Here is an 18,072-nt window from a genome sequence, read left to right as displayed (position 1 = left end):
CCGGCTCCCGCCCCCGGTCGGGCCTCGTCATGCCGAGGCCCGACCGGGGGCGGGGCCCGCTGAACCGACCCTTCCGACAGCGGGGGTAGCGTGTGCGCGGCACGCGCCACCCCCGCCCGACCCGGGACACCATCCATGCGTTGCAGGAATCCGTTGCGTTACAGGAACTCGTTCGTCTTCGCCCTGGCGGTCGCGGGCCTCGTCGCCCAGCCCGCCGTACTCGTCTGGATCGTCTTCTTCGACCAGGTCTTCTCCGGGAACGCGGAGGACACCGCCGCGCTGATCGCCCTGTTCCTGTTCACCTCGTGGCTCTTCGTCAGGGTGGGTGTGCAGCCGGTGGTCGACTGCGAGGAGGACACGATCGTCGTGCGGAATCCGGTCTTCTCGTACCGGGCGCCGCTCTCCCGGGTCCGGCTGCACGGGCGGGGCGGGGCCCTGGGGCTGTGGATCGAGGGGGTCGGGGTGATCCACCCCTGGGTGCTCTCGCGTTCCGTCTTCGACGGGGCGCGGGCCCGAGCCGCCCGCCAGGAGCTGCGCGAGCGGCTCGCCGCGAACAGGGACGAGGGGGCGGAGGGGGCGGATCCGGCCCGGAGGTGGGTCCGGTGGGGTGTGCCGGAGCTGCTGCTGGTGTTTCCGGTGGTCTTCCTGATCTGGTCCTTCGTGGCGCTCTGAGCGGGCTGCCGGGCCGCCGGGCGCCGGCGCAGTTCCCGGTGCTTGTCGGCTGCCCGGCAGTCCGGCTGCCGGACTGCCGGAGTGCCGGAGTGCCGGCCTACGACACCGTCGTACTGAGCGGCCAGCGCCGGAGCCGGTACGGCGCCCACCACAGATGGCCTCCCGCCCGGTGGAGCAGGCCCGCGCGCTGGTAGCGCGTGGACACCGCCTCGGCCAGGTCGGTCGCCGGGACACCGCGCAGCAGCGGTTCGACGATCTGTTCGTGCTGCGGATTGCGGATGACCAGGCGGCGGAAGGTGTCCATGCGGTGGTCGCGGACCTCGATGAAGCCGGGGCCGTGGCGGTAGCCGCACTTCGCGGCGTGGAAGGTGTCCCGCCAGGCGGCCGTGACGTCGCCGCCCCCGCCGGCGCCGAGGACGTCCGCCGGCGGGTGGAGATGGCCGAGTGGGCGCCAGCCGGGGCCCCCGGCGGGCAGTCGGACCGTCCAGTCGACGGCGATGCCGTGGCCGGTGAGTTCGCGGACGACGACGAGCGCCGCGACCGCCGCCGCGCCGCCGGAACCGGACCCGGAACCGGACCCGGCCTCGGCCTGCGCCAGGTCGACCGTGCCCCGCAGCCGGGCGAAGCGGACGCCGCTCGCGGCGAGCCGCTCCACCGCGTCGAGGGGGTCGCCGAGGAGGTCGGTCTCCCCCAGGTACATGCCGGGGATGCGCCGGGCCGCCGGGTCCCGGTCGCGCCACAGCGCCAGTCGTACCGATGTGTCAGCGGTCATCGGCACACTCCCCCGTGGCCAGCGCGGGTACGAGGGTCCCGCGCGGCCCGGCCGGGCCCCGGCGCAGCCGCATCAGGTCCTGGTTGGCGCCGGCGGGGGCGACGTGGATCGCGTGTCCGCCCTCCTCGAAGACGACGCCGAGCGCCCGCCACCGCGCGAGCAGGCCGTCGATCCGCGCGGCGGTGACGCCCTCGTGGGCCTCCCCCGCCTTGCGGACCAGCGCCGCCGGGCTGCGCGGGGTGTCGAGCAGCCGGAAGACGGTGACCTCGAACGGGTCGGCGATATCGAGCACATGCCAGTCGAAACCGGGCCGCGTGTCCACGAGGACGATCCGCTCCCCCAGGTCGCAGTGGGTCAGCCGGCTGCTCTCGTACGCGTCGGCCCAGTCGTCCACGGCCCGCCGCAGCCGGTCGAGACAGGGGTCGGTGATGCCGCGCCGGGGCGCGTCGAAGATGTAGACGAGGTCGGCCAGCTCCGTTTCGGGGAGGTCGTAGATGTGCCGGTAGTGGGCGGCGGGCCGGGGCGGGCCGAAGCCGAGTTCCGGCCGTTCGTAGTACGGGCTGAAGCGCTCGACCTTGACCCGGGTGGCGCCGGCGGGTGGTACGAGGTGGTGGAGCGCGGGCAGCTGGTCGATGACGCCGGCGTAGTCGTCGTCCCCCTCGCCGGGGAAGCCGTAGAGGTAGTTCCAGCTCACGTTGGTGCCGACGGTCTCCGCGTCCCGCAGGAGGCGGACGTTGAGGCAGCCGGTCACGCCCTTGTCCATGAGTCCGAGCACCCGGCTGCTCAGGTTCTCGATGCCGGGCTGGACATGGCTGACCCCGGCGGCGCGCAGGGTCGCGAGCTGTTCCCTGCGCAGGTTGGACTTGATCTCGTAGCCGATCCGCAGGTCGTATCCGGACTCGGCGAGCCGGGGGGCGACGGAGCCGAGATAGGCCATGTCGAGGATGTTGTCGGTGACCCAGACATTGAGGATCCGGTGGCGTTCGACCAGGGCGAGCAGTTCGTCCACGAACCGGCCCGGGTCCTTGCTGCGGAAGGTCATGAACGATCCGTTGAGCCCGCAGAAGGTGCAGTGGTGCTTCTCGCCCCACCAGCAGCCGCGCGAGCCCTCCAGGACGAGCCTCGGCTCGGCCCAGGAGCCGGCGACGGAGCGGGCGTGCCGTTCGTAGTAGTCGCCGAAGTCGGGGGGTACGAGCGCTCCCGGCGGCAGCGGGCGGGCCTCCATGGGGTTGACGACGGAGGTGCCGTCGGGGGTGCGCCAGCAGAGCCCGGCGATGCCGGCGAGGACCGTCCCCGTGTCCGTGGCTCCGGGGTCGGTGAGGGCGGCGAGCAGCTTCGGGAACGCGGCCTCGCCCTCGCCCCGGACGACGGCGTCGACGTAGGGGAAGTTCCGGTGCAGTGCCGCCCCCTGCGGTCCGTCGCAGTTCGCGCCGCCGAGCACGGTGGTCACCCGGGGGTCCAGTTCCTTGACGGCGCGGGCGGTGGCCAGCGTCGCGGCGTTCTGGGCGAACATGGTGGTGAACCCGACGATGTCGGGCCCGGCCGCGATGATCCGGGCGGCTGTCTCCCGTACGAACAGCGGTGCCAGCTCGTGCAGTTCGCGGGTCCGGGTGAGGACGTCGTCGGACACCTTGCCGGCGAGGCGCGCGGCGAACTCGGGCACCTGCCAGCGGGGGCGGTCGTTCAGCGCCGCCGAGAAGATCCATTCGCTGAGTCCGGAGAAGTACGAGTTGGCGCAGAACTCGTACTCCTTCGGGGTGAAGCCGGTGCGGGCGACCAGCCAGTCCACGAAGTCGATGTTGGCGTGGACGACGGTGACCTCGGCGTCGGGGAAGACGTCGAGGACCCGGCGCTTGAGGACGCCGAGGGCGAGCGAGGGCATGTCGATGGACGACCACGGCATGTCCACCAGGACGAGGCGCATGCCGGTCACCACAGCCCGCGCCGGACGAGCGCGGCGCGCGCGGCGGCGCCCTCGGGTGTCGGCGTGGTCTCGAACGCGGTGGCCACGCGGGCGGAGACGGGGCCGTGGGCGAAGCCGGTGGGCGTGGCGAAGTAGGCGTACGGAACGGTGTCCTCCGAGTCGGTCGTACCAGGCGAGGAAGAGGGAGACGCGGGGTTCCAGCCGGCGACGGTCCCCGGCGCGTACCGGCGGAGGGCCGCGTGGCCGCGTTCGGTCGCGACGACTCCCCCGGCTTCGACCACGAACGACAGGGGCTGCTCGTGGCAGAGCGCGGGGAAGAGGGAGAGCAGCAGTTCGTGGCCGACGGTGTCGCGCACGGCGGGGTCGTCCGCCGCCTCGGGCAGGTCGAGCAGGTGGCGCGCGTACGCCTCCTCCGCCGAGAGGCCGGGGCCGCAGTAGGGGAGCAGCCGGAAGCCGCCGAAGTGCCGGGAGGCGAGGAAGCCGTCGAGCAGATCGGCCTCGCTGTAGCGGTCGTGTCCGAGGGCGCGCACGCTGCGGGGGAAGGTGGCCGCGAGTCCGCCGTCGCGGCCGAGTCGCCGGATCTGCGAACGGAAGCGGCGTACGGCGGAGTCCAGCTCTTCGAGGTCGACGGTCTCCAGGCACTCCCGCTCACCGGCGTCGGCGGCGACGGCGGCCGGTCCTTCGGTGGCGAGGCGGGCGCGGAGGTCGCCGTCGAGGAAGAGGCGCATGAGCAGGTCGGTGAGGCGTTCGCCGTCGAGCTGTTCGGCGGGGGGCACCTCGTCGGGGTGGGGGGCGTGGGGGGCGGGGGGTGCGAGGGTGATGGCCTCCCGGACGTCGGTCTCCGGGCGGCCCGTCTCCCGGCGGTCCGTCTCCCGGCGGTCCGTCTCCCGGCGGTCGGTCTCCGGGCGGTCCGTCTCTCCCTTCCGCCAGGCCCCGGCGAGCGCGCGGAGCCGTTCGTAGTTCCGGCGCGACCGTTCGACCAGCCGGCCGTCGTCCCGGAACATCGGGTCCTCGTAGCTGACGGCGACCAGGTCGGGGCAGCGCGGCAGCAGGTACTCGGTGAGTTCGAGCTGTTCGTCCAGGAGGACGCCGTGGTGCAGATCGCGGAACTTGCCGCCGACGATCTGGCATCCCGACAGATGCAGCTCGCGGCAGCGGGACAGCGGCAGCGCGTCGATCCCGTCGAGCATGTGCCGTCCGGTGCGGCCGCGCAGCCACTGGTAGCTGAGGAGATGGCCGACGTCGAGGGTGACGTGGACGTCGGCGTCCTCGGCCAGCCGGGCGAAGGAGACGAAGGCGTCGGCCCTGCCGAGGCGGAACGATCCGCCCTCGGTGAACCCGGGGAACTCGACGTGCAGCGGCGGTACCAGCCGGCGGGCCGCCTCCGCCGTGTTGCGGGTGGCGATCTCCAGGCCGCGTCCGGTGAGCGGCGGGGGCAGCGGATAGGGCAGCGGGCAGCCGCGCAGGCTCCAGATGCCGAGATCCTCGACGACCCAGGCGAGGTCGTACCGCTCGGCGAGCCGGTTGGTGAAGTCGATGGCCGGTCCCCGGTCGTACGGTTCGGGGGTCCCCATGTTCAGCTCGGTCTGGTGCAGGGCCCGGACGGTCCCGGCGGGCAGCTCGGCGAAGAAGCGGTCGTACGCGGGGAGGTAGTCGTCCGCCCGGACGGCCGCCCGGGAACGCGGCTGGAAGGAGGGGCAGGCGTACGCGAAGTCGCCGCCGTGCCGTTGGAGGAAGGCACGTACGCGGGGGGAGATGTCCCCGCCGTCGGGCGTCTCCACGAAGCCGACGCCCCGGCTGCCCAGACTCCCCCCACCCCAGGGCATGTCCATGACCAGGCCGAGGCCCAGTCTGGTCACCGTGCCGGGCGCTGCTGTGGTCACGACGGTCTCCTCATGTACGCGGCATCCCCCTCCACGGGTGTTGCCTGGTGTACTGCCTGGTACTCGGGGTCGGGGCCGGAACGGGGCTCGGGGCAGGGCTCGGCCGCCGACGCGGCGACCAGCCGGGCCAGCAGCCGCTGCCCGCGCGGGGTGCGTGCCGCGAGCAGCCCGTCCGCGCGCTGTTCGACATCGCGGCGCGGCAGCCCGTAGAACTCCTCCCGGACGAGGTCGGCGACCACGATCCGGTCGTCCGCCGCGCCCCCGGCTCCGGCACCGGCTCCGGTCGGACCGGCGTCGGCGGGGACGGTCCGCACCCAGGAGTACGGTCGGACCGGCCCCGTCGCGCCGGGGCCGGCCCCCGGTGCGGTGCGCGGCGGGGCGAGCCTGCCCGCGCGGCCCGGGGTGACCGTACGGAAGACGCGCTCCAGCCGGTCCAGCGCCTCGGCCCGCGCCGGGCCGCCGCCGACCGCCATGGGGTAGCCGACACGGCCGGAGAGGTAGTTCAGCTCGGGGTTGCCGGTGAGCGGTCCCGAGGTGTCCAGGGCGAGGCCGAAGCGCCCGGGGTCGCGGGCGAGCCGGCTGCCGGGCTCGGCGACCAGGAGTTCCAGCGCGTCGATGCCGATCCGCTCCTGGTTGGCCACGAGGAATGTCAGGGAGTCCTCGAACTCCGCCGGGCTCTCGTCCAGCACATGGCCCATCACGGAGAGCCGTACGGTGATGCCCGCGTCGGCGAGGTTGCCGAGGATCCGCTGGTAGTCGGCGGCGCGCACGCCCCGGTCCAGGAGGTCGAGGAGGCGCTGCGACGTTCCCTCGTACCCGACGGCGATCTGGGCGCAGCCGAGGTCGGCGAGTTCACGGCAGAACTCCGGGTCGGTGAGGGAGCGTTCGAGACGGCCGCGCACATCGAACCGGACGCGGATGCCCCGCTCCCTGGCCAGTCGCATCGCGCGGGCGACGAGCCGCAGGTTGGTGTTCTCGTCGGCTATCGCGAGGAGTTCCACCCCGGTGGCGCGGACCACGTCCTCGACGGCGTCGGCGATCTGCTCGGCGGTGCCCTGCTGGTACGCGCCGGGGGCGAGGGAGCGGTTGCCGTACGCGCAGAAGGCGCAGCGGCCCCAGTAGCAGCCGACGCACGACACAAGGGCGAGTTGGGTGGTTCCGGAGAGATAGCCGTGGATGGGCAGGTCGCCGAAGTCGGGCGGGCCGAGGTCGCGGAAGCGCAGCCGGACGGGGCGGGTGGCGCGGTGGGCGGGACCGTCGGGGGAGATCCAGGTCATGCCGGGGACGTCGGCGTGCGGGAGGTCTCCGTCGAGGGCGTCGAGCCAGCGCTCCAGGGGTTCTTCACCTGCGGTCCAGCAGAGGGCGTCGACGCTCGCGCGGACCGAGGGGAGGGCGGCCAGGTCCTCATGGCGGAGCATCACCTGCTGGCCGCCGAGGCAGACGCGGGTGCCGGGGCTCAGCGACCGGACCCAGGCGGCGATGAGGAGCGCCGGGCCGAGCTGGCTGAAGAAGGCGACGGACAGGCCGACGGTCCGGGGCCGGTGGCGGGTCAGCAGGGGGGCGAGGAGCCGGTGCAGTCGGTCCACGGCGATCCCGTGGGCGGCGGGGGGTCCGGTGGCGGCGGCGCGCACGGCGGTGTCGAGTCGCCCGAGGTCGGGCCAGGTCCGGGCGAGGAAGGTGTCGCGTACGAGCAGTTCGACGGCGTTCCCGGCGAGCCGCAGGGCGTCGAACGCCCCGGCGGGAGCGGCCGTCTCCGGCGGGTGCGGCGCGGGTGCCGGGGCTTGCGCGTGGGCCTGCGCAGCCTGCGTACGGGCCTGCGCACGGGCTTGCGCCTGGGCCTGCGCACGGGCTTGTGCCGTCTCCTTCAGGACCTGGGCGCGGACCTCGCCGGCGTGCCGGATCACGACATCGGCCAGCGCCCGCTGGTACCAGCCCGCCAGGCCGGTGACCCCTCGGGCGGCGACCGCGTCGGCCAGCGTCCACGGATGCCGCAGCACGTCGTGCACCAGCCCGATGTTCAGATCGGCCTGGTGCACGCGGCGGCCACGGCGCCGCAGATGACCGGCGAGGTACGGCAGGCTCAGATACGGGAAGAACCTGGCCTCGGTCTGCGGCGGAAAAATCAGCAGGGTGTCGACCGGGCCACCGCCGTCTGCCTGTTCGTCGGACGACACTCGACGCACCTCGCTGTGGGGATCTGCTCTGAGATCCGGTGAGAACTGGTGGGATCCGCTACGGGATCTAGCGGATGACGTCGTCCTCGTTGTTCGACGTGATGTAGGTGTACGAGTGGTACGCACCGCCGATCTTCAGCTCGCTGGACTCGATCACTTCGAGCCCGTCCAGCTCGGCGAATTCGTCGGCTATGGCGTCCATCGTGGCCTCGGGCATGACAGCGCTCATGGGTCCCTCCCTGCATACGGTGATGGGTATCTGGCACGATAGCGCGGTAAATCCGCGCGTCAACGGCGCCTCGGAAAGCGGAATCCTGCATCCCGGCCCACATCCCGGCCTGCATCCCGACCGACGTCCCGGCCCACGTCCCGGCCCGCATCGCGGTGAAAGCGCTCGACCCACTCCTCCGTCGTTCCGTCGGCCTGGCGGCTGATTCCGGGTGGCGGAATGTGTTGGGGAGCGTCCACGCCGAGAAAGGCGAGGCACGCGCGGACGCTTTCCTCGTAGTGCGCGACGAGGTCTTCGTAGACGACGACGTGGGGGGTGATTCCGTACCGCTCGGCATACGCGTCCCAGGTCTCCGCGTCGCCGTCGAGCATGCGCAGCCGGCGGCCGATCTCCTCGTAGTCGTAGCGGGGTTCGGACCTGGCGCGGCTCGCCGGGAGATGGGTTCCGTCGACGATCCATACGCCGGTCTGCTCGGCGATCGTGTACGAGATCGCCTGGCGCAGCCGGTCCGCGCGTTCGACGCGAACGTAAAGGGGGGACGAGAGGAGAGTGTGCGGGTCGGTCTCCAGATCGGCGAGATGACCGGCGTGGATCTTGATACCGAAAACGCCGTTGGGGCTGGTGCGGACCTTCATCAGGGCGCGGATATGGCTCGCGGGCAGTTCATCGGCGTTCTCGGCGGTGAAACCCCAGCGTTCGAAGTAGTCGAGGACATAGGTGTCGGCGAGATAGTCCTCGGGAAAGCCGGCCACGCCGGTGTGCCAGAGCGCACGGGCGAGCAAATTGCTGCCGCAACGCGGTGTTGACGCCAGGACATAGCGGACCGGCGGCGGCCCGGGGAAGGGCGGGAAGTCGAATTCCGGGCCGTTGGTGCGATAGCGCAAGGACAAGGCGGCGGCTCCTCGGGCGGACACGGGAGGGACGCGGTACGGGCGGGACGCCGTACGGACGGGCGCCTGTCACCGGTCCACCGGAGTCGGGGGACGCCACAGATCCTCGGGGGTTCGGCGGGTTGACCGCAAGACCGCGACACTGCTGACCGGGATGCCGCCGGCCCCGGCGGGTCCGCAGGCGTTGGCGGGTCCGCAGGCGTTGGCGCCGGGCGAGGTCACCACGGCCGGCGCCGCCGTCCGCCCGGCGGGCGCCCCGTGAGGTCCACCCCCGGCGGCCCTGTAATCAAGTTTGACTAATCCCGGACGAGACCCTACGGTACCGATTAGTCAAATTTGACTTCTCTCTGCGGAGGGGCGGCCGGAAGGATGGAGGGACGGATGGGCGGACGGACGACGACCACCGACCACGACGCGATCACCGTCGAGGGCGTACGGAAGAGGTACGGGGACAAGAAGGCCGGCAAGAAGGCCCTGGACGGGCTGGACCTCACGGTCGCGCGCGGCACCGTGCACGGGGTCCTCGGCCCCAACGGGGCGGGCAAGACCACCGCCGTGCGCATCATGGCGACCCTGCTCCGGCACGACGAGGGCGTGGTGCGGGTCGCGGGGTACGACGTACGGACCCGGGCCGCCGACGTACGGCGCCGGATCGGGCTCCTCGGGCAGCACGCGGCGCTGGACGAGGAGCTGAGCGGTCGGCAGAACCTGGAGATGTTCGGTCGGCTCCACCACCTCGGGTCCCGCCGGGCCCGTACCCGGGCGGAGGAGCTGCTGGAGCGGTTCGGCCTCACCGACACCAAAACCCGGGCGGTGGCCACGTACAGCGGCGGCATGCGGCGGCGGCTCGACCTGGCCGCCTCCCTGATCACCGACCCGGACGTGCTCTTCCTGGACGAGCCGACGACCGGTCTCGACCCGCACGGCCGGGCCGAGGTGTGGAGCGCGGTCCGCTCGCTCGTCGGCGGCGGCACGACCGTGCTGCTGACCACCCAGTATCTGGAGGAGGCCGATCAACTCGCCGACCGGATCAGCGTCATCGCCTCCGGCCGGGTCATCGCCGACGGCACCGCCGACGAGCTGAAGGCCCGGCTCGCCGGCGACCGCATCGACATCGTGCTCCGGAACGCCGCCGATCTGGCCGTCGTCGCGGATCTGCTGCGGCCGCCCTTCGGCGGGGCGCCGGCCGTGGACGAGGACCGGCGGCTGCTGAGCGTGCCCGTCACCGACCGGATGGCGGCCCTGACCGAGGCCGTCCGCCGTCTGTCGGCCGCGTCCGTCGAAGCCGAGGACATCACGGTCCGCCGCCCCACGCTCGACGAGGTGTTCCTGCACCTCACACAGGAGGTCCCCGTATGATCGCGCACTTCGCCGCCGACTCCTGGACGATGACCCGCCGGGAGCTGTCCCGCTGGGCGCGGATGCCGTGGCAGGTCCTCGTCGGGCTCGTGTTCCCCGTGATGATGCTGCTGATGTTCGCCTATCTCATGGGCGGCGGCCGGGGTGTGACGGGTGACTACCTCACCTATCTGATGCCCGGCATCCTCGCTCTGACCGTGGCCTTCGGTCTGGAGGCGACGATGACGAACCTGACCCAGGACCTCAACAAGGGCGTCATCGACCGCTTCCGGTCCCTGCCGATGGCCTCGTCGGCGGTCCTGGTCGGCCGCAGCCTTGCCGACATGCTCCAGTCGGCGGTGTCGCTGCTGGTACTGGCCGGTGTCGGCGCCGCGCTCGGCTGGCGCTGGGAGGGGGGCGCGGCGGCGTTCCTCGCCGGGTTCGGCCTGCTGCTGCTGATGCGGTTCGCCATGCTGTGGATCGGGATCCATCTGGCGTTGCTGGCGGGCCGGGCGGAGCTGGTGCAGGCGGTCCAGATCCTCGTCTGGCCGGTCGGCTTCCTCTCGACCGCGTTCGCGTCGCCCACCGCGATGCCCGGCTGGCTGGGCGCGGTGGTCCCGTGGAACCCGCTGTCCGCGACGGCCACGGCGGTCCGCGACCTCGGCGGCCTGGACACGGGCGGCGGCTGGGCTGCCGACCACGCGGTCCTGCTCGCGGTCGGCTGGCCGCTGCTCCTGCTGGCGGTCTTCTTCCCGCTGGCGGTGGGCCGCTTCCGGGCGCTCAGCCGGTAGGCGCGACGGGCCGCTCCCGGGGCCGGCGCGCGACTGCGGGGTCCGGGTCCGTGACTGCGGGGTCCGGGCGCGCGGTTCCGGCAGGCCCCCGGGGCGTCGGGGCTCGCGGGCGGGGCCCTGCGGTTACAGTTCGCGGCACGGGAACGGCGGCCGTGTCGATCCACGGCACCCGCCGTTCGACCTAGGGATGAGAGGGACCGAGAAGCGGACCCGGACAGTCCAGGGAGACCGGCCATGAAGTTCATGCTGATCATGCGCGCCACCGACGAGGCCTACGCGGCGATGGGCGCCATCGACTTCGACGAGATGCTGGAGACGGTCGGCAGGCACAACGACGAGATGATCCGGGCCGGGGTGCTGGTCGCGGCGGAAGGGCTCGCCGACCCCTCCGAGGGAGTGGTCGTGGACCACGCGTCGGAGCCGCCCGTGGTCACCGACGGCCCGTACGGCGAGACCAAGGAGCTGTTCGGCGGCTTCTACATCCTCAATGTGGCATCGAAGGAGGAGGCGATCGAGTGGGCCAGGCGCTCGCCGATCACCGGGCCCGGCTTTGTGACGGAGATCCGGCGGGTGTCGTCGATCGACGAGTTCCCGCAGGACAACGAGTGGATCAAGAAGGAGCGGGCGTGGCGCGAGGCGACGGGCCAGCTCTGAGCGGCCCGGACGGGACCGGCACCCCCCGATCGGGGTGCCGGTCCCGGTCCCGGTCCCGGCCGAGTCTCCGGGGCAGGGGGACGGGGCGGGGCCGGCACCGTCGGCGTGGGCCGTACGAGGCACAGGGGCCGCACGTGCCGCGCGGGCCACGTTCGTGAGGGCCCGCCATGACCGACACCACCGGGCCCGCTGACCCCACCGGCCCCACCGAGCCTGCTGACCCCACCGGCCCCACCGCACCCACCGGCCGTGACGCCGTCGCCGCCGTCTGGCGGATCGAGTCCGCGCGGATCGTCGGCGCCCTCGCCCGCTACACCGGCGACTTCGCGCTCGCCGAGGACCTGGCGCAGGAGGCACTGGCCGAAGCCCTCGTGGCCTGGCCGCGCGACGGCGTCCCCCGCCACCCGGCGGGCTGGCTGCTCACCGTCGGCCGGCGCCGCGCCATCGACACGTTCCGCCGACGTGCCGCCCTCGGTGAGCGGTACGCCGCCCTCGCCCATGGCCTGGGCGAGGGCGGCATCGTCACGGGTGCCCCACCCGGCTCGGCCGCCCCGGACGGATACCGGAACGACCGGGAGGACCGGAGCGGCGGGGACGTGCTGTGGGACCCGGACCAGATCGACGACGACGTCCTGGCGCTGATGTTCGTCTCCTGCCACCCGGTGCTGTCACGGGAGGCCCGGGTGGCGCTCACCCTGCGGGTCGTCGGCGGGCTGACGAGCGATGAGATCGCGAACGCGTTCCTCGTCCCGACCGCCACCGTCCAGGCCCGGATCACCCGGGCGAAGAAGACCCTGGCTGCGGCCCGGGTGCCGTTCGCGGTGCCCCCGCCCGAGGAGCGTGCCGAACGTCTCGGCTCGGTCCTCAGCGTGCTCTACCTGATCTTCACCGAGGGTTCGTCGGCCAGCTCGGGCAGCCGGCTGATCCGGTTCGACCTCGCGGGCGAGGCCCAGCGGCTCGCCCGCGTACTGAGCCGGCTGACTCCGGACGAACCCGAGGTCAATGGCCTGCTGGCGCTCCTCGAACTGACGGCCGCGCGCTTCCCCGCCCGTACCGGACCGGACGGCGAACCGGTCCTGCTGGAGCACCAGAACCGCCGCCGCTGGGACCGCGCCGCCATCCGCCGGGGCCGCGCCGCCCTGGCCCGCGCGGAGCGTTCCGGCCGGGGCCTGGGCGCGTACGGGCTCCAGGCGGCGATCGCCGAATGCCACGCCGTGGCGCCGTCGGTGGCCGCGACGGACTGGGAGCGGATCGTCCTCCTCTACGAGGCCCTGGGCCGGCTCGCGCCGTCGCCGGTGGTCGACCTCAACCGGGCGGTGGCCCTCTCGATGGCACGCGGCCCGGCCCCGGCGCTGACGATCGTGGACGGGCTGGTGGCCTCCGGGGCGCTGGCCCGTTCGCATCTCCTGCCGACCGTACGCGGGGAACTCCTCATCCGGCTGGGCCGCACCGGCGAGGCACGCGCCGAACTGGAGCGCGCCGTGGAGCTGTGCGGCAACGAGCGCGAACGGACGGTGCTGGAACGCAGACTGGCCGCACTCGACCGCCCGGCCCGCGACCCGAAGGAAACGTGACCCGTACGGAATACCACCCGTACGGGATACCACCCGCACGGAACATGGCCCGACGGAACGTGACCCGTACGGAACAAGACATATACGGATCGTGACAGCAACCCGGACAACCCTTTCGTCCTCCCGGTGGTCCAGCAGACACGGGCGACGCCCCGCCGGGGTACGCACGGGGTACGCACACCTCCGTGCCCGCCCGGAGTCGCGCTCCCGAAGGACCGACATGACCGCATACCGAGTGGGTCGTGGGCCGGTGCTCGCCGCCGCCGTCACGGCCGTCCTGTCCCTGGCCGCTCCCCCGGCGCCCGCCACCGCCACCACCGCCACCACGTCCGACGCCGTCCCCCGCAAGGCGGTGGCGAAGACGGAGGACTTCAACGGCGACGGCTACCGCGATGTCGCCGTCGCCGCGCCCGGCGGGACCGTGAACGGCAAGGAGCGGGCGGGTCACGTCGCCGTGCTGTACGGATCGAAGTCACGGCCCGCGCACGAGCGGCGGCAGTTGTTCCACCAGGACCTGCCGGACATCCCGGGCTCCGCCGACGCCGGGGACGGCTTCGGCGAGGCCCTGGTCACCGGTGACCTGGACCGCGACGGCTACACCGACCTGATCGTCAGCTCCCCGGGGGAGAGGACCGGCACGGACGAGCACGAAACCGGCACGGTCATGGTGATCTGGGGTGGGAAGAAGGGCCTCTCCGGCTCGGCGACTCTGAAGACCAGTCCGGGCCCGTACATCAGAGCAGGCAGGCACATGGCGATCGGGGACTTCGACGGCGACGGCGACCAGGATCTCGCCGTCAACGAGGACTTCGGCAATCTGCTCGTGCTCTCGGGCCCGTTCCAGCGCGACGGCCGGGCCTCCGGTGCCCGCCTGATCGGCGGTGGTCTCTTTTTCAACCGCGACCTGGCCGCCGGCGACATCGACCGCGACGGCCGTACCGACATCGCGGCCATACGTACCTACTACGAGAATCCCGACTCCCGCCACCTGGCGGTGTGGAAGGGCACTCCGCAGGGGCCTTCGCCCACGTACGAGGTGGTCAAGAAGGACGCCAAGTGGACACTCGAAGGCGGCGACAACCTCGACATGGGCGATGTGAACAGGGACGGCCACGCGGATGTCGTCATGGGCCGCCGCGACGGCTACGACAGCGACCGCGACATCCCGCAGGCGAAGGGCGGCATGCTCAGCTACGTCCCCGGTTCCGCGAAGGGCCTGGTGGGCAGCAAGGCCGTCCGGATCAACCAGGACAGCCCCGGGATCCCCGGTGTCGCGGTCCCCGACGACTACTTCGGCTCCGGCGTCTCGATCGCCGACATCGACGGCGACGGTTACGAGGACGTCGCTGCCGGGGTCCTCGCCAAGGAGGTGGACGGAGTGCGGTGGGCCGGCGCGGTGATCACCCTGCGTGGTTCCGCGAAGGGCCTCACCGGCAGCGGTGCGAAGCGCCTCACCCAGAGCAGCAGGGGCGTTCCGGGCGTGTCCGAGGCGTTCGACGTCTTCGGCGAGAACAACAAACTGGTCGACATGAACGGCGACCGCAGGGCCGATCTGATCGTGGCGGCCGTCGGCGAGAACCAGCGCGCGGGCGCGCTCTGGGCGTTCAGGGGGACCAGGTCCGGGGTGACGGCGACAGGTTCGGTCACCTTCGGCAACGGAACCCTGGGCGCGGTGGCCGCGCCGAGGAGCGAGCTGGGTCGTACCTTCGCCCAGTGACCTCCACCGAACGGGGACGGCATCAGCCGACGGTGAGCCGTTTGACCTCGCGCAGGGTGGGCGAGGTCTCGACGCTCTGGACTCCGGGCAGCGGGCCGATCCGCCGGTCGAGATAGGCGTACAGCTCCCCGGGGGTGCGGAAGACCCCGCCGGCGGCCAGGTTCGCGGGACCGGTGGTGGCCGCCGCGAAGGGGATCTCGGGGTGGGTGGCGAGGGCTTCCCCCACGGCCCGCAGCCGGGCGGGGGCCACCCGCAGCCACAGCAGGGTGCTCATGTGGTAGCCGAGGTGCCGGGGGTCGAAGTCCACGGCGAAGGACAGCGCGCCCTCGGCCCGGAGGCGGTCGAGCCGGCGCCCCACGCTGGAGGGGGCGCGGCCGGTGGCCGCGCCCAGCTCGGGCAGGGTCGCGCGGCCGTCGCGGGCGAGTTCGGCGAGGAGGACGCGGTCGGTGGCGGTCAGCGGCAGCGGCGGCGCTTCCGCCCCGGCGCCCAGGTCCGCGTCGGCCCCGGCGCCGGCGCCGGTCACCCGGGTGGCGTGCCAGGTGCTCGTGTCACCGATGAAGGACCGTGTCACACAGTGGGCTTCGACGGAGAGCACCTGCGGGGTACGGGGCAACTGCCGCATCAGCAGGGCGTCGCGCTCCTCGGGGCCGTCGACGGTGACCGCGCAGTGGATCTCCGTACCCCCGGCGGCGAGCGTGATCCAGCTGGTGTCCGGGCGGCGGGCCAGGGCCCCCGCGAGGGGGACGGCGGCGTCGGGCGCGGTTCTCAGCCGGAGCAGCCAGCGGCTGAGGCCGAGCCGGGCGGGGACGGGCCGGCCGACGACCCGCAGCCCGAGCCCGCGCAGCCGCCGGTAGCGGCGGGCCACCGTGTGCTCGGAGGTGCCGAGGGCGCGCGCGACCCGGCTGAACGGGGCGCGGCCGTCGAGCTGGAGGGCGTGGAGCAGCCGGTGATCGAGGTCGTCGAGGCCTCCCCCGCCCTTGGGAACGGCCGGTGCCGACGGCCTGCCCGGGGTTGCCTGAGTGCCGGAATCCACCGTTCTCCTCCATCCGTCCGCCGGATTGCCGCATGTTCCAGCCTAGGGCTTGGGGGTGACACGGACGGGAGCGAAGAGTGTCCTCATCCGGCCGGTCCTGCCCGTGGCCCCGGCCGGTCCTGCCCGTGGCCCCGGTCGGTCCGGTCCCGTGGCCCCGGTCGGTCCGGTCCCGTGCGAGAGCCGTCTCGCGCTTCCCGAGGAGGACGAAGAGAATGAGCCATAACACCCTTCTGGACGGGTATGTCCCCGTCATCGATCTGTCGTCGGCAGCCACCGGCGACGGTGCGTCAAGCGACCGTGCCTCGGTCGCCCGCGCCTCGGTCGCCCGCGCCATCGACCGGGCCTGTACGACGTCCGGGTTCTTCGTCGTCGTGGGCCACGGGGTGTCCCCGTCCCTGATCGAGGACATGTACACCACCACACGGGAGTTCTTCGAGCTGCCCCGGCAGGAGAAGGACCGGGCCCTCGCGGGACCCGACAGCTGCGGACTGAGTGAGCTACTCCGCCGGGAGCGTGGCGAAGGGCATCGGGCTGGACACGCCCCCGGACCTCTGCGAGATCTTCTCCGCGAATGTGCTGGGAGATCTCGACACCGAGGGCCGCCGCCGGGCCGGTGGCGACTCCGCGCCCTGGACGCGGGTCAATGTCTGGCCCGGCGACCCGGCGGGGTTCCGCCCGGTCTGGCTCGCGTACATGCGGGCGATGGAGGCCCTCAGTCAGGATCTGATGCGGCTGTTCGGCCTGGCCCTGGGCCTGGGCGAGGACTTCTTCGCCGACCGGACCGACGCACCCGTCTCGACCGTCGTCGCCAACTACTACTACCCGCAGACGGTGCCGCCGCTCCCCGGCCAGCTGCGCAAGGGCGCCCACACCGACTGGGGGAACCTGACCGTCCTCCACCAGGACGACGCCGGCGGTCTCCAGGTGCGGCACCGGGACGGCGGCTGGCGCGATGTGCCGTTCGTGCCGGGCAGCTTCGTCATCAACATCGGCGACATGATGGCGTTCTGGACCGGCGGCCGGTGGGTGTCGACCCTGCACCGGGTGGTGAACCCGGTGGCGGGCCGCACGGGCGCCCGGCTCTCCATCCCCTTCTTCCATCTGCCCAACCACGACGCGTCGGTCGATCCCGTCCCCCTGCCCGGCGGCTCCGGACCGTCGGTCCCCCCGGTCCCGCCGGTCCAGCCGGTCCCAGCGGGTGAACCCGTCGCACCACCCGGCGAGGGGATGACGCCGGGCCGCTGGTACGCGGAGAAGATGGCCGCGATCTACGCCTGAGCAACGGCCTGAGCAGCGGCCTGGGCACCGGTGCCGTCGGCCCGCTCCCCTGCCGGACCCGGACCCGGACCTGAACCCCGGACCCCGGACCCCGGACCCCGGACCCCGACCCCGCACCGAACAGACCGGGGCACGGACCCTGAACGCCCCCGTGCGCCCAGGGGCCGTGCCCCGGAACCGGTCACGATCTCCCGTGACCGCCTGACCGCCTACCGCGTACTGCTTACCGCGTACCTACCTGCCCCCGTACTAGCGGACGTCGATGGTGTCGCCCACGGCGTCGACCTTCGAGGTGATGGTGGAGCCCGCGAAGCTGTAGCGGTAGGCGCCGTCGGCGGACGCCTTGACCGTGGTGCTCAGGTCGCCGTTCTTGGCCGACTTGATGGTCTTGACGGTGCTGTAGTCCTTGGCGCCCTTCTTGCGGAACTGGAGCTTCACCGACTGGCTGCCGTACGCGGTGTAGTTGTACGTCTCCCAGTTGGCGTGGGTCAGCCTGCCGGTGACGGTGATGGTCTTGCCCTTGCGGACCGGCTCGGGGGACGCGTTGGCGGTGAGCTTGGCGGCCCGCAGTATGGAGAAGCCCTTGGCGTTGGCGTTGCTGTAGTCGTCGGAGTCCTCCGCGTAGACGTCGATCTCGACCTTCCAGCCATTGCCCGCGATCTTGTTCTGGTAGAACTCCTGCGGGTCGACGATGAAGTACGCCGTGCAGGTGGGGGCGGTACCGGCGCCGCACTTCGTGTCACCGTCGGAGAAGATCCAGTCGTTCGCGGCGGCCGGGCCTCTGCCGTGCCACAGCGTGGTGTCGGCCGAGTAGATCCCGGAGTCGTCGCGGGCCGTGTAGGTCACGGCGATCCGCTGCCGCGCGTGGGTGCCCGCGACAATCGGCTTGCCCTTGTTGACGACGACGTTCGAGACCGTCACCCCGGCCGAGGCCGCCCGCTCGCCCGTGGCGATGTCCGCCTGGGCGGCGGGAACGGAGAGGGCGGAGAGAGCCAGCGCGCCGGAAGCGACACCAGCGGACAGACGAAAGCGCATGTGATTCCCAGTTCCCCGGGGGCTCCGCGGCGCGGGACGCACGCCGACCGGTGCCCGGATGTCCAATTTCAGCCTGTTGGCTCTGAGTTCAAGACAAACGGGAGGGAC

General features: G+C 72.6%; 15 protein-coding genes and 1 pseudogene. 8 read left to right on the top strand and 8 right to left on the bottom strand.

What is annotated here, in order from left to right; translation table 11 throughout:
* Positions 1–153: 153 nt before the first annotated feature.
* A complete protein-coding gene (locus SYYSPA8_RS11595) occupies positions 154–672 on the top strand; it encodes a hypothetical protein (protein WP_323447008.1) in 519 nt (172 codons plus the stop codon).
* 97 nt (positions 673–769) lie between these two features.
* On the opposite strand, the gene SYYSPA8_RS11590 is transcribed toward SYYSPA8_RS11595, so the two are convergent.
* From SYYSPA8_RS11590 to SYYSPA8_RS11565, 6 genes are all read right to left on the bottom strand, one after another.
* Positions 770–1,444, bottom strand: a complete 675-nt coding sequence (locus SYYSPA8_RS11590) for a DUF5825 family protein (RefSeq protein WP_323447007.1) — start codon at positions 1,442–1,444, stop codon at positions 770–772.
* Positions 1,434–3,368 (bottom strand): RiPP maturation radical SAM C-methyltransferase, encoded by a 1,935-nt coding sequence (locus tag SYYSPA8_RS11585; protein WP_323447006.1) that lies wholly within the window; start codon positions 3,366–3,368, stop codon positions 1,434–1,436. The genes SYYSPA8_RS11590 and SYYSPA8_RS11585 overlap by 11 nt, the downstream gene beginning before the upstream one ends.
* Positions 3,369–3,373: 5 nt before the next feature.
* Complete coding sequence (locus tag SYYSPA8_RS11580; RefSeq protein ID WP_323447005.1) at positions 3,374–5,251, bottom strand: multinuclear nonheme iron-dependent oxidase; 1,878 nt, start codon at positions 5,249–5,251, stop codon at positions 3,374–3,376.
* Positions 5,248–7,425, bottom strand: coding sequence for a B12-binding domain-containing radical SAM protein (locus SYYSPA8_RS11575; protein ID WP_323447004.1), 2,178 nt, complete (start codon positions 7,423–7,425; stop codon positions 5,248–5,250). The genes SYYSPA8_RS11580 and SYYSPA8_RS11575 overlap by 4 nt, the downstream gene beginning before the upstream one ends.
* A gap of 67 nt (positions 7,426–7,492) precedes the next feature.
* On the bottom strand, positions 7,493–7,654 hold the full coding sequence (locus SYYSPA8_RS11570; RefSeq protein ID WP_323447003.1) for a hypothetical protein: 162 nt from the start codon (positions 7,652–7,654) through the stop codon (positions 7,493–7,495).
* A gap of 59 nt (positions 7,655–7,713) precedes the next feature.
* Complete coding sequence (locus SYYSPA8_RS11565) at positions 7,714–8,544, bottom strand: Stf0 family sulfotransferase (protein ID WP_323447002.1); 831 nt, start codon at positions 8,542–8,544, stop codon at positions 7,714–7,716.
* 381 nt (positions 8,545–8,925) lie between these two features.
* Between SYYSPA8_RS11565 and SYYSPA8_RS11560 the strand changes: the two genes are divergently transcribed.
* From SYYSPA8_RS11560 to SYYSPA8_RS11540, 5 genes are all read left to right on the top strand, one after another.
* Entirely contained in the window at positions 8,926–9,903 is a 978-nt protein-coding gene (locus tag SYYSPA8_RS11560) for an ATP-binding cassette domain-containing protein (protein ID WP_323447001.1), read from the top strand.
* Positions 9,900–10,673: an ABC transporter permease gene (locus SYYSPA8_RS11555; RefSeq protein ID WP_323447000.1), complete on the top strand. Its 774-nt coding sequence runs from the start codon at positions 9,900–9,902 to the stop codon at positions 10,671–10,673. The genes SYYSPA8_RS11560 and SYYSPA8_RS11555 overlap by 4 nt, the downstream gene beginning before the upstream one ends.
* A 234-nt stretch (positions 10,674–10,907) precedes the next feature.
* Positions 10,908–11,327: a YciI family protein gene (locus SYYSPA8_RS11550; RefSeq protein ID WP_323446999.1), complete on the top strand. Its 420-nt coding sequence runs from the start codon at positions 10,908–10,910 to the stop codon at positions 11,325–11,327.
* Between the two features lie 167 nt (positions 11,328–11,494).
* The gene (locus SYYSPA8_RS11545) at positions 11,495–12,901 is read left to right on the top strand and encodes an RNA polymerase sigma factor (RefSeq protein WP_323446998.1); all 1,407 of its coding nucleotides are present in this window, start codon (positions 11,495–11,497) and stop codon (positions 12,899–12,901) included.
* Positions 12,902–13,121: 220 nt separating this feature from the next.
* Entirely contained in the window at positions 13,122–14,618 is a 1,497-nt protein-coding gene (locus SYYSPA8_RS11540) for an FG-GAP-like repeat-containing protein (RefSeq protein ID WP_323446997.1), read from the top strand.
* A gap of 22 nt (positions 14,619–14,640) precedes the next feature.
* Here the strand turns inward: SYYSPA8_RS11540 and SYYSPA8_RS11535 are convergent, their stop codons facing one another.
* On the bottom strand, positions 14,641–15,651 hold the full coding sequence (locus tag SYYSPA8_RS11535) for an Lrp/AsnC family transcriptional regulator (protein WP_323446996.1): 1,011 nt from the start codon (positions 15,649–15,651) through the stop codon (positions 14,641–14,643).
* 212 nt (positions 15,652–15,863) lie between these two features.
* Between SYYSPA8_RS11535 and SYYSPA8_RS38335 the strand changes: the two are divergent.
* Positions 15,864–16,094: pseudogene (locus tag SYYSPA8_RS38335) on the top strand (2-oxoglutarate and iron-dependent oxygenase domain-containing protein); the annotation flags it as partial.
* A gap of 49 nt (positions 16,095–16,143) precedes the next feature.
* Positions 16,144–16,929 (top strand): isopenicillin N synthase family dioxygenase, encoded by a 786-nt coding sequence (locus SYYSPA8_RS11530; RefSeq protein WP_323446995.1) that lies wholly within the window; start codon positions 16,144–16,146, stop codon positions 16,927–16,929.
* A 249-nt stretch (positions 16,930–17,178) separates the two neighbouring features.
* On the opposite strand, the gene SYYSPA8_RS11525 is transcribed toward SYYSPA8_RS11530, so the two are convergent.
* Positions 17,179–17,964 carry a calcium-binding protein gene (locus tag SYYSPA8_RS11525; protein WP_323446994.1) on the bottom strand — a complete coding sequence of 262 codons (786 nt, stop codon included), beginning with the start codon at positions 17,962–17,964 and terminating at the stop codon, positions 17,179–17,181.
* Positions 17,965–18,072 lie beyond the last annotated feature (108 nt).

Origin of the sequence: Streptomyces yaizuensis, assembly GCF_034961445.1 — a bacterium.
GTDB classification, from domain to species: Bacteria; Actinomycetota; Actinomycetes; order Streptomycetales; family Streptomycetaceae; genus Streptomyces; species Streptomyces yaizuensis.
The sequence above is the reverse complement of the archived record's forward strand: the minus strand, read 5'-3'. Positions and strand labels throughout refer to the sequence as shown.

Excerpts from the sequence above, each read along its gene's own strand:
- SYYSPA8_RS11590 (WP_323447007.1), bottom strand. The coding sequence starts at position 1,444 with ATGACCGCTGACACATCGGTACGACTGGCGCTGTGGCGCGACCGGGAC.
- SYYSPA8_RS11585 (WP_323447006.1), bottom strand. The coding sequence starts at position 3,368 with ATGCGCCTCGTCCTGGTGGACATGCCGTGGTCGTCCATCGACATGCCC.
- SYYSPA8_RS11570 (WP_323447003.1), bottom strand. The coding sequence starts at position 7,654 with ATGAGCGCTGTCATGCCCGAGGCCACGATGGACGCCATAGCCGACGAA.
- SYYSPA8_RS11560 (WP_323447001.1), top strand. The coding sequence starts at position 8,926 with ATGGGCGGACGGACGACGACCACCGACCACGACGCGATCACCGTCGAG.
- SYYSPA8_RS11555 (WP_323447000.1), top strand. The coding sequence starts at position 9,900 with ATGATCGCGCACTTCGCCGCCGACTCCTGGACGATGACCCGCCGGGAG.
- SYYSPA8_RS11550 (WP_323446999.1), top strand. The coding sequence starts at position 10,908 with ATGAAGTTCATGCTGATCATGCGCGCCACCGACGAGGCCTACGCGGCG.
- SYYSPA8_RS11545 (WP_323446998.1), top strand. The coding sequence starts at position 11,495 with ATGACCGACACCACCGGGCCCGCTGACCCCACCGGCCCCACCGAGCCT.
- SYYSPA8_RS11540 (WP_323446997.1), top strand. The coding sequence starts at position 13,122 with ATGACCGCATACCGAGTGGGTCGTGGGCCGGTGCTCGCCGCCGCCGTC.
- SYYSPA8_RS11525 (WP_323446994.1), bottom strand. The coding sequence starts at position 17,964 with ATGCGCTTTCGTCTGTCCGCTGGTGTCGCTTCCGGCGCGCTGGCTCTC.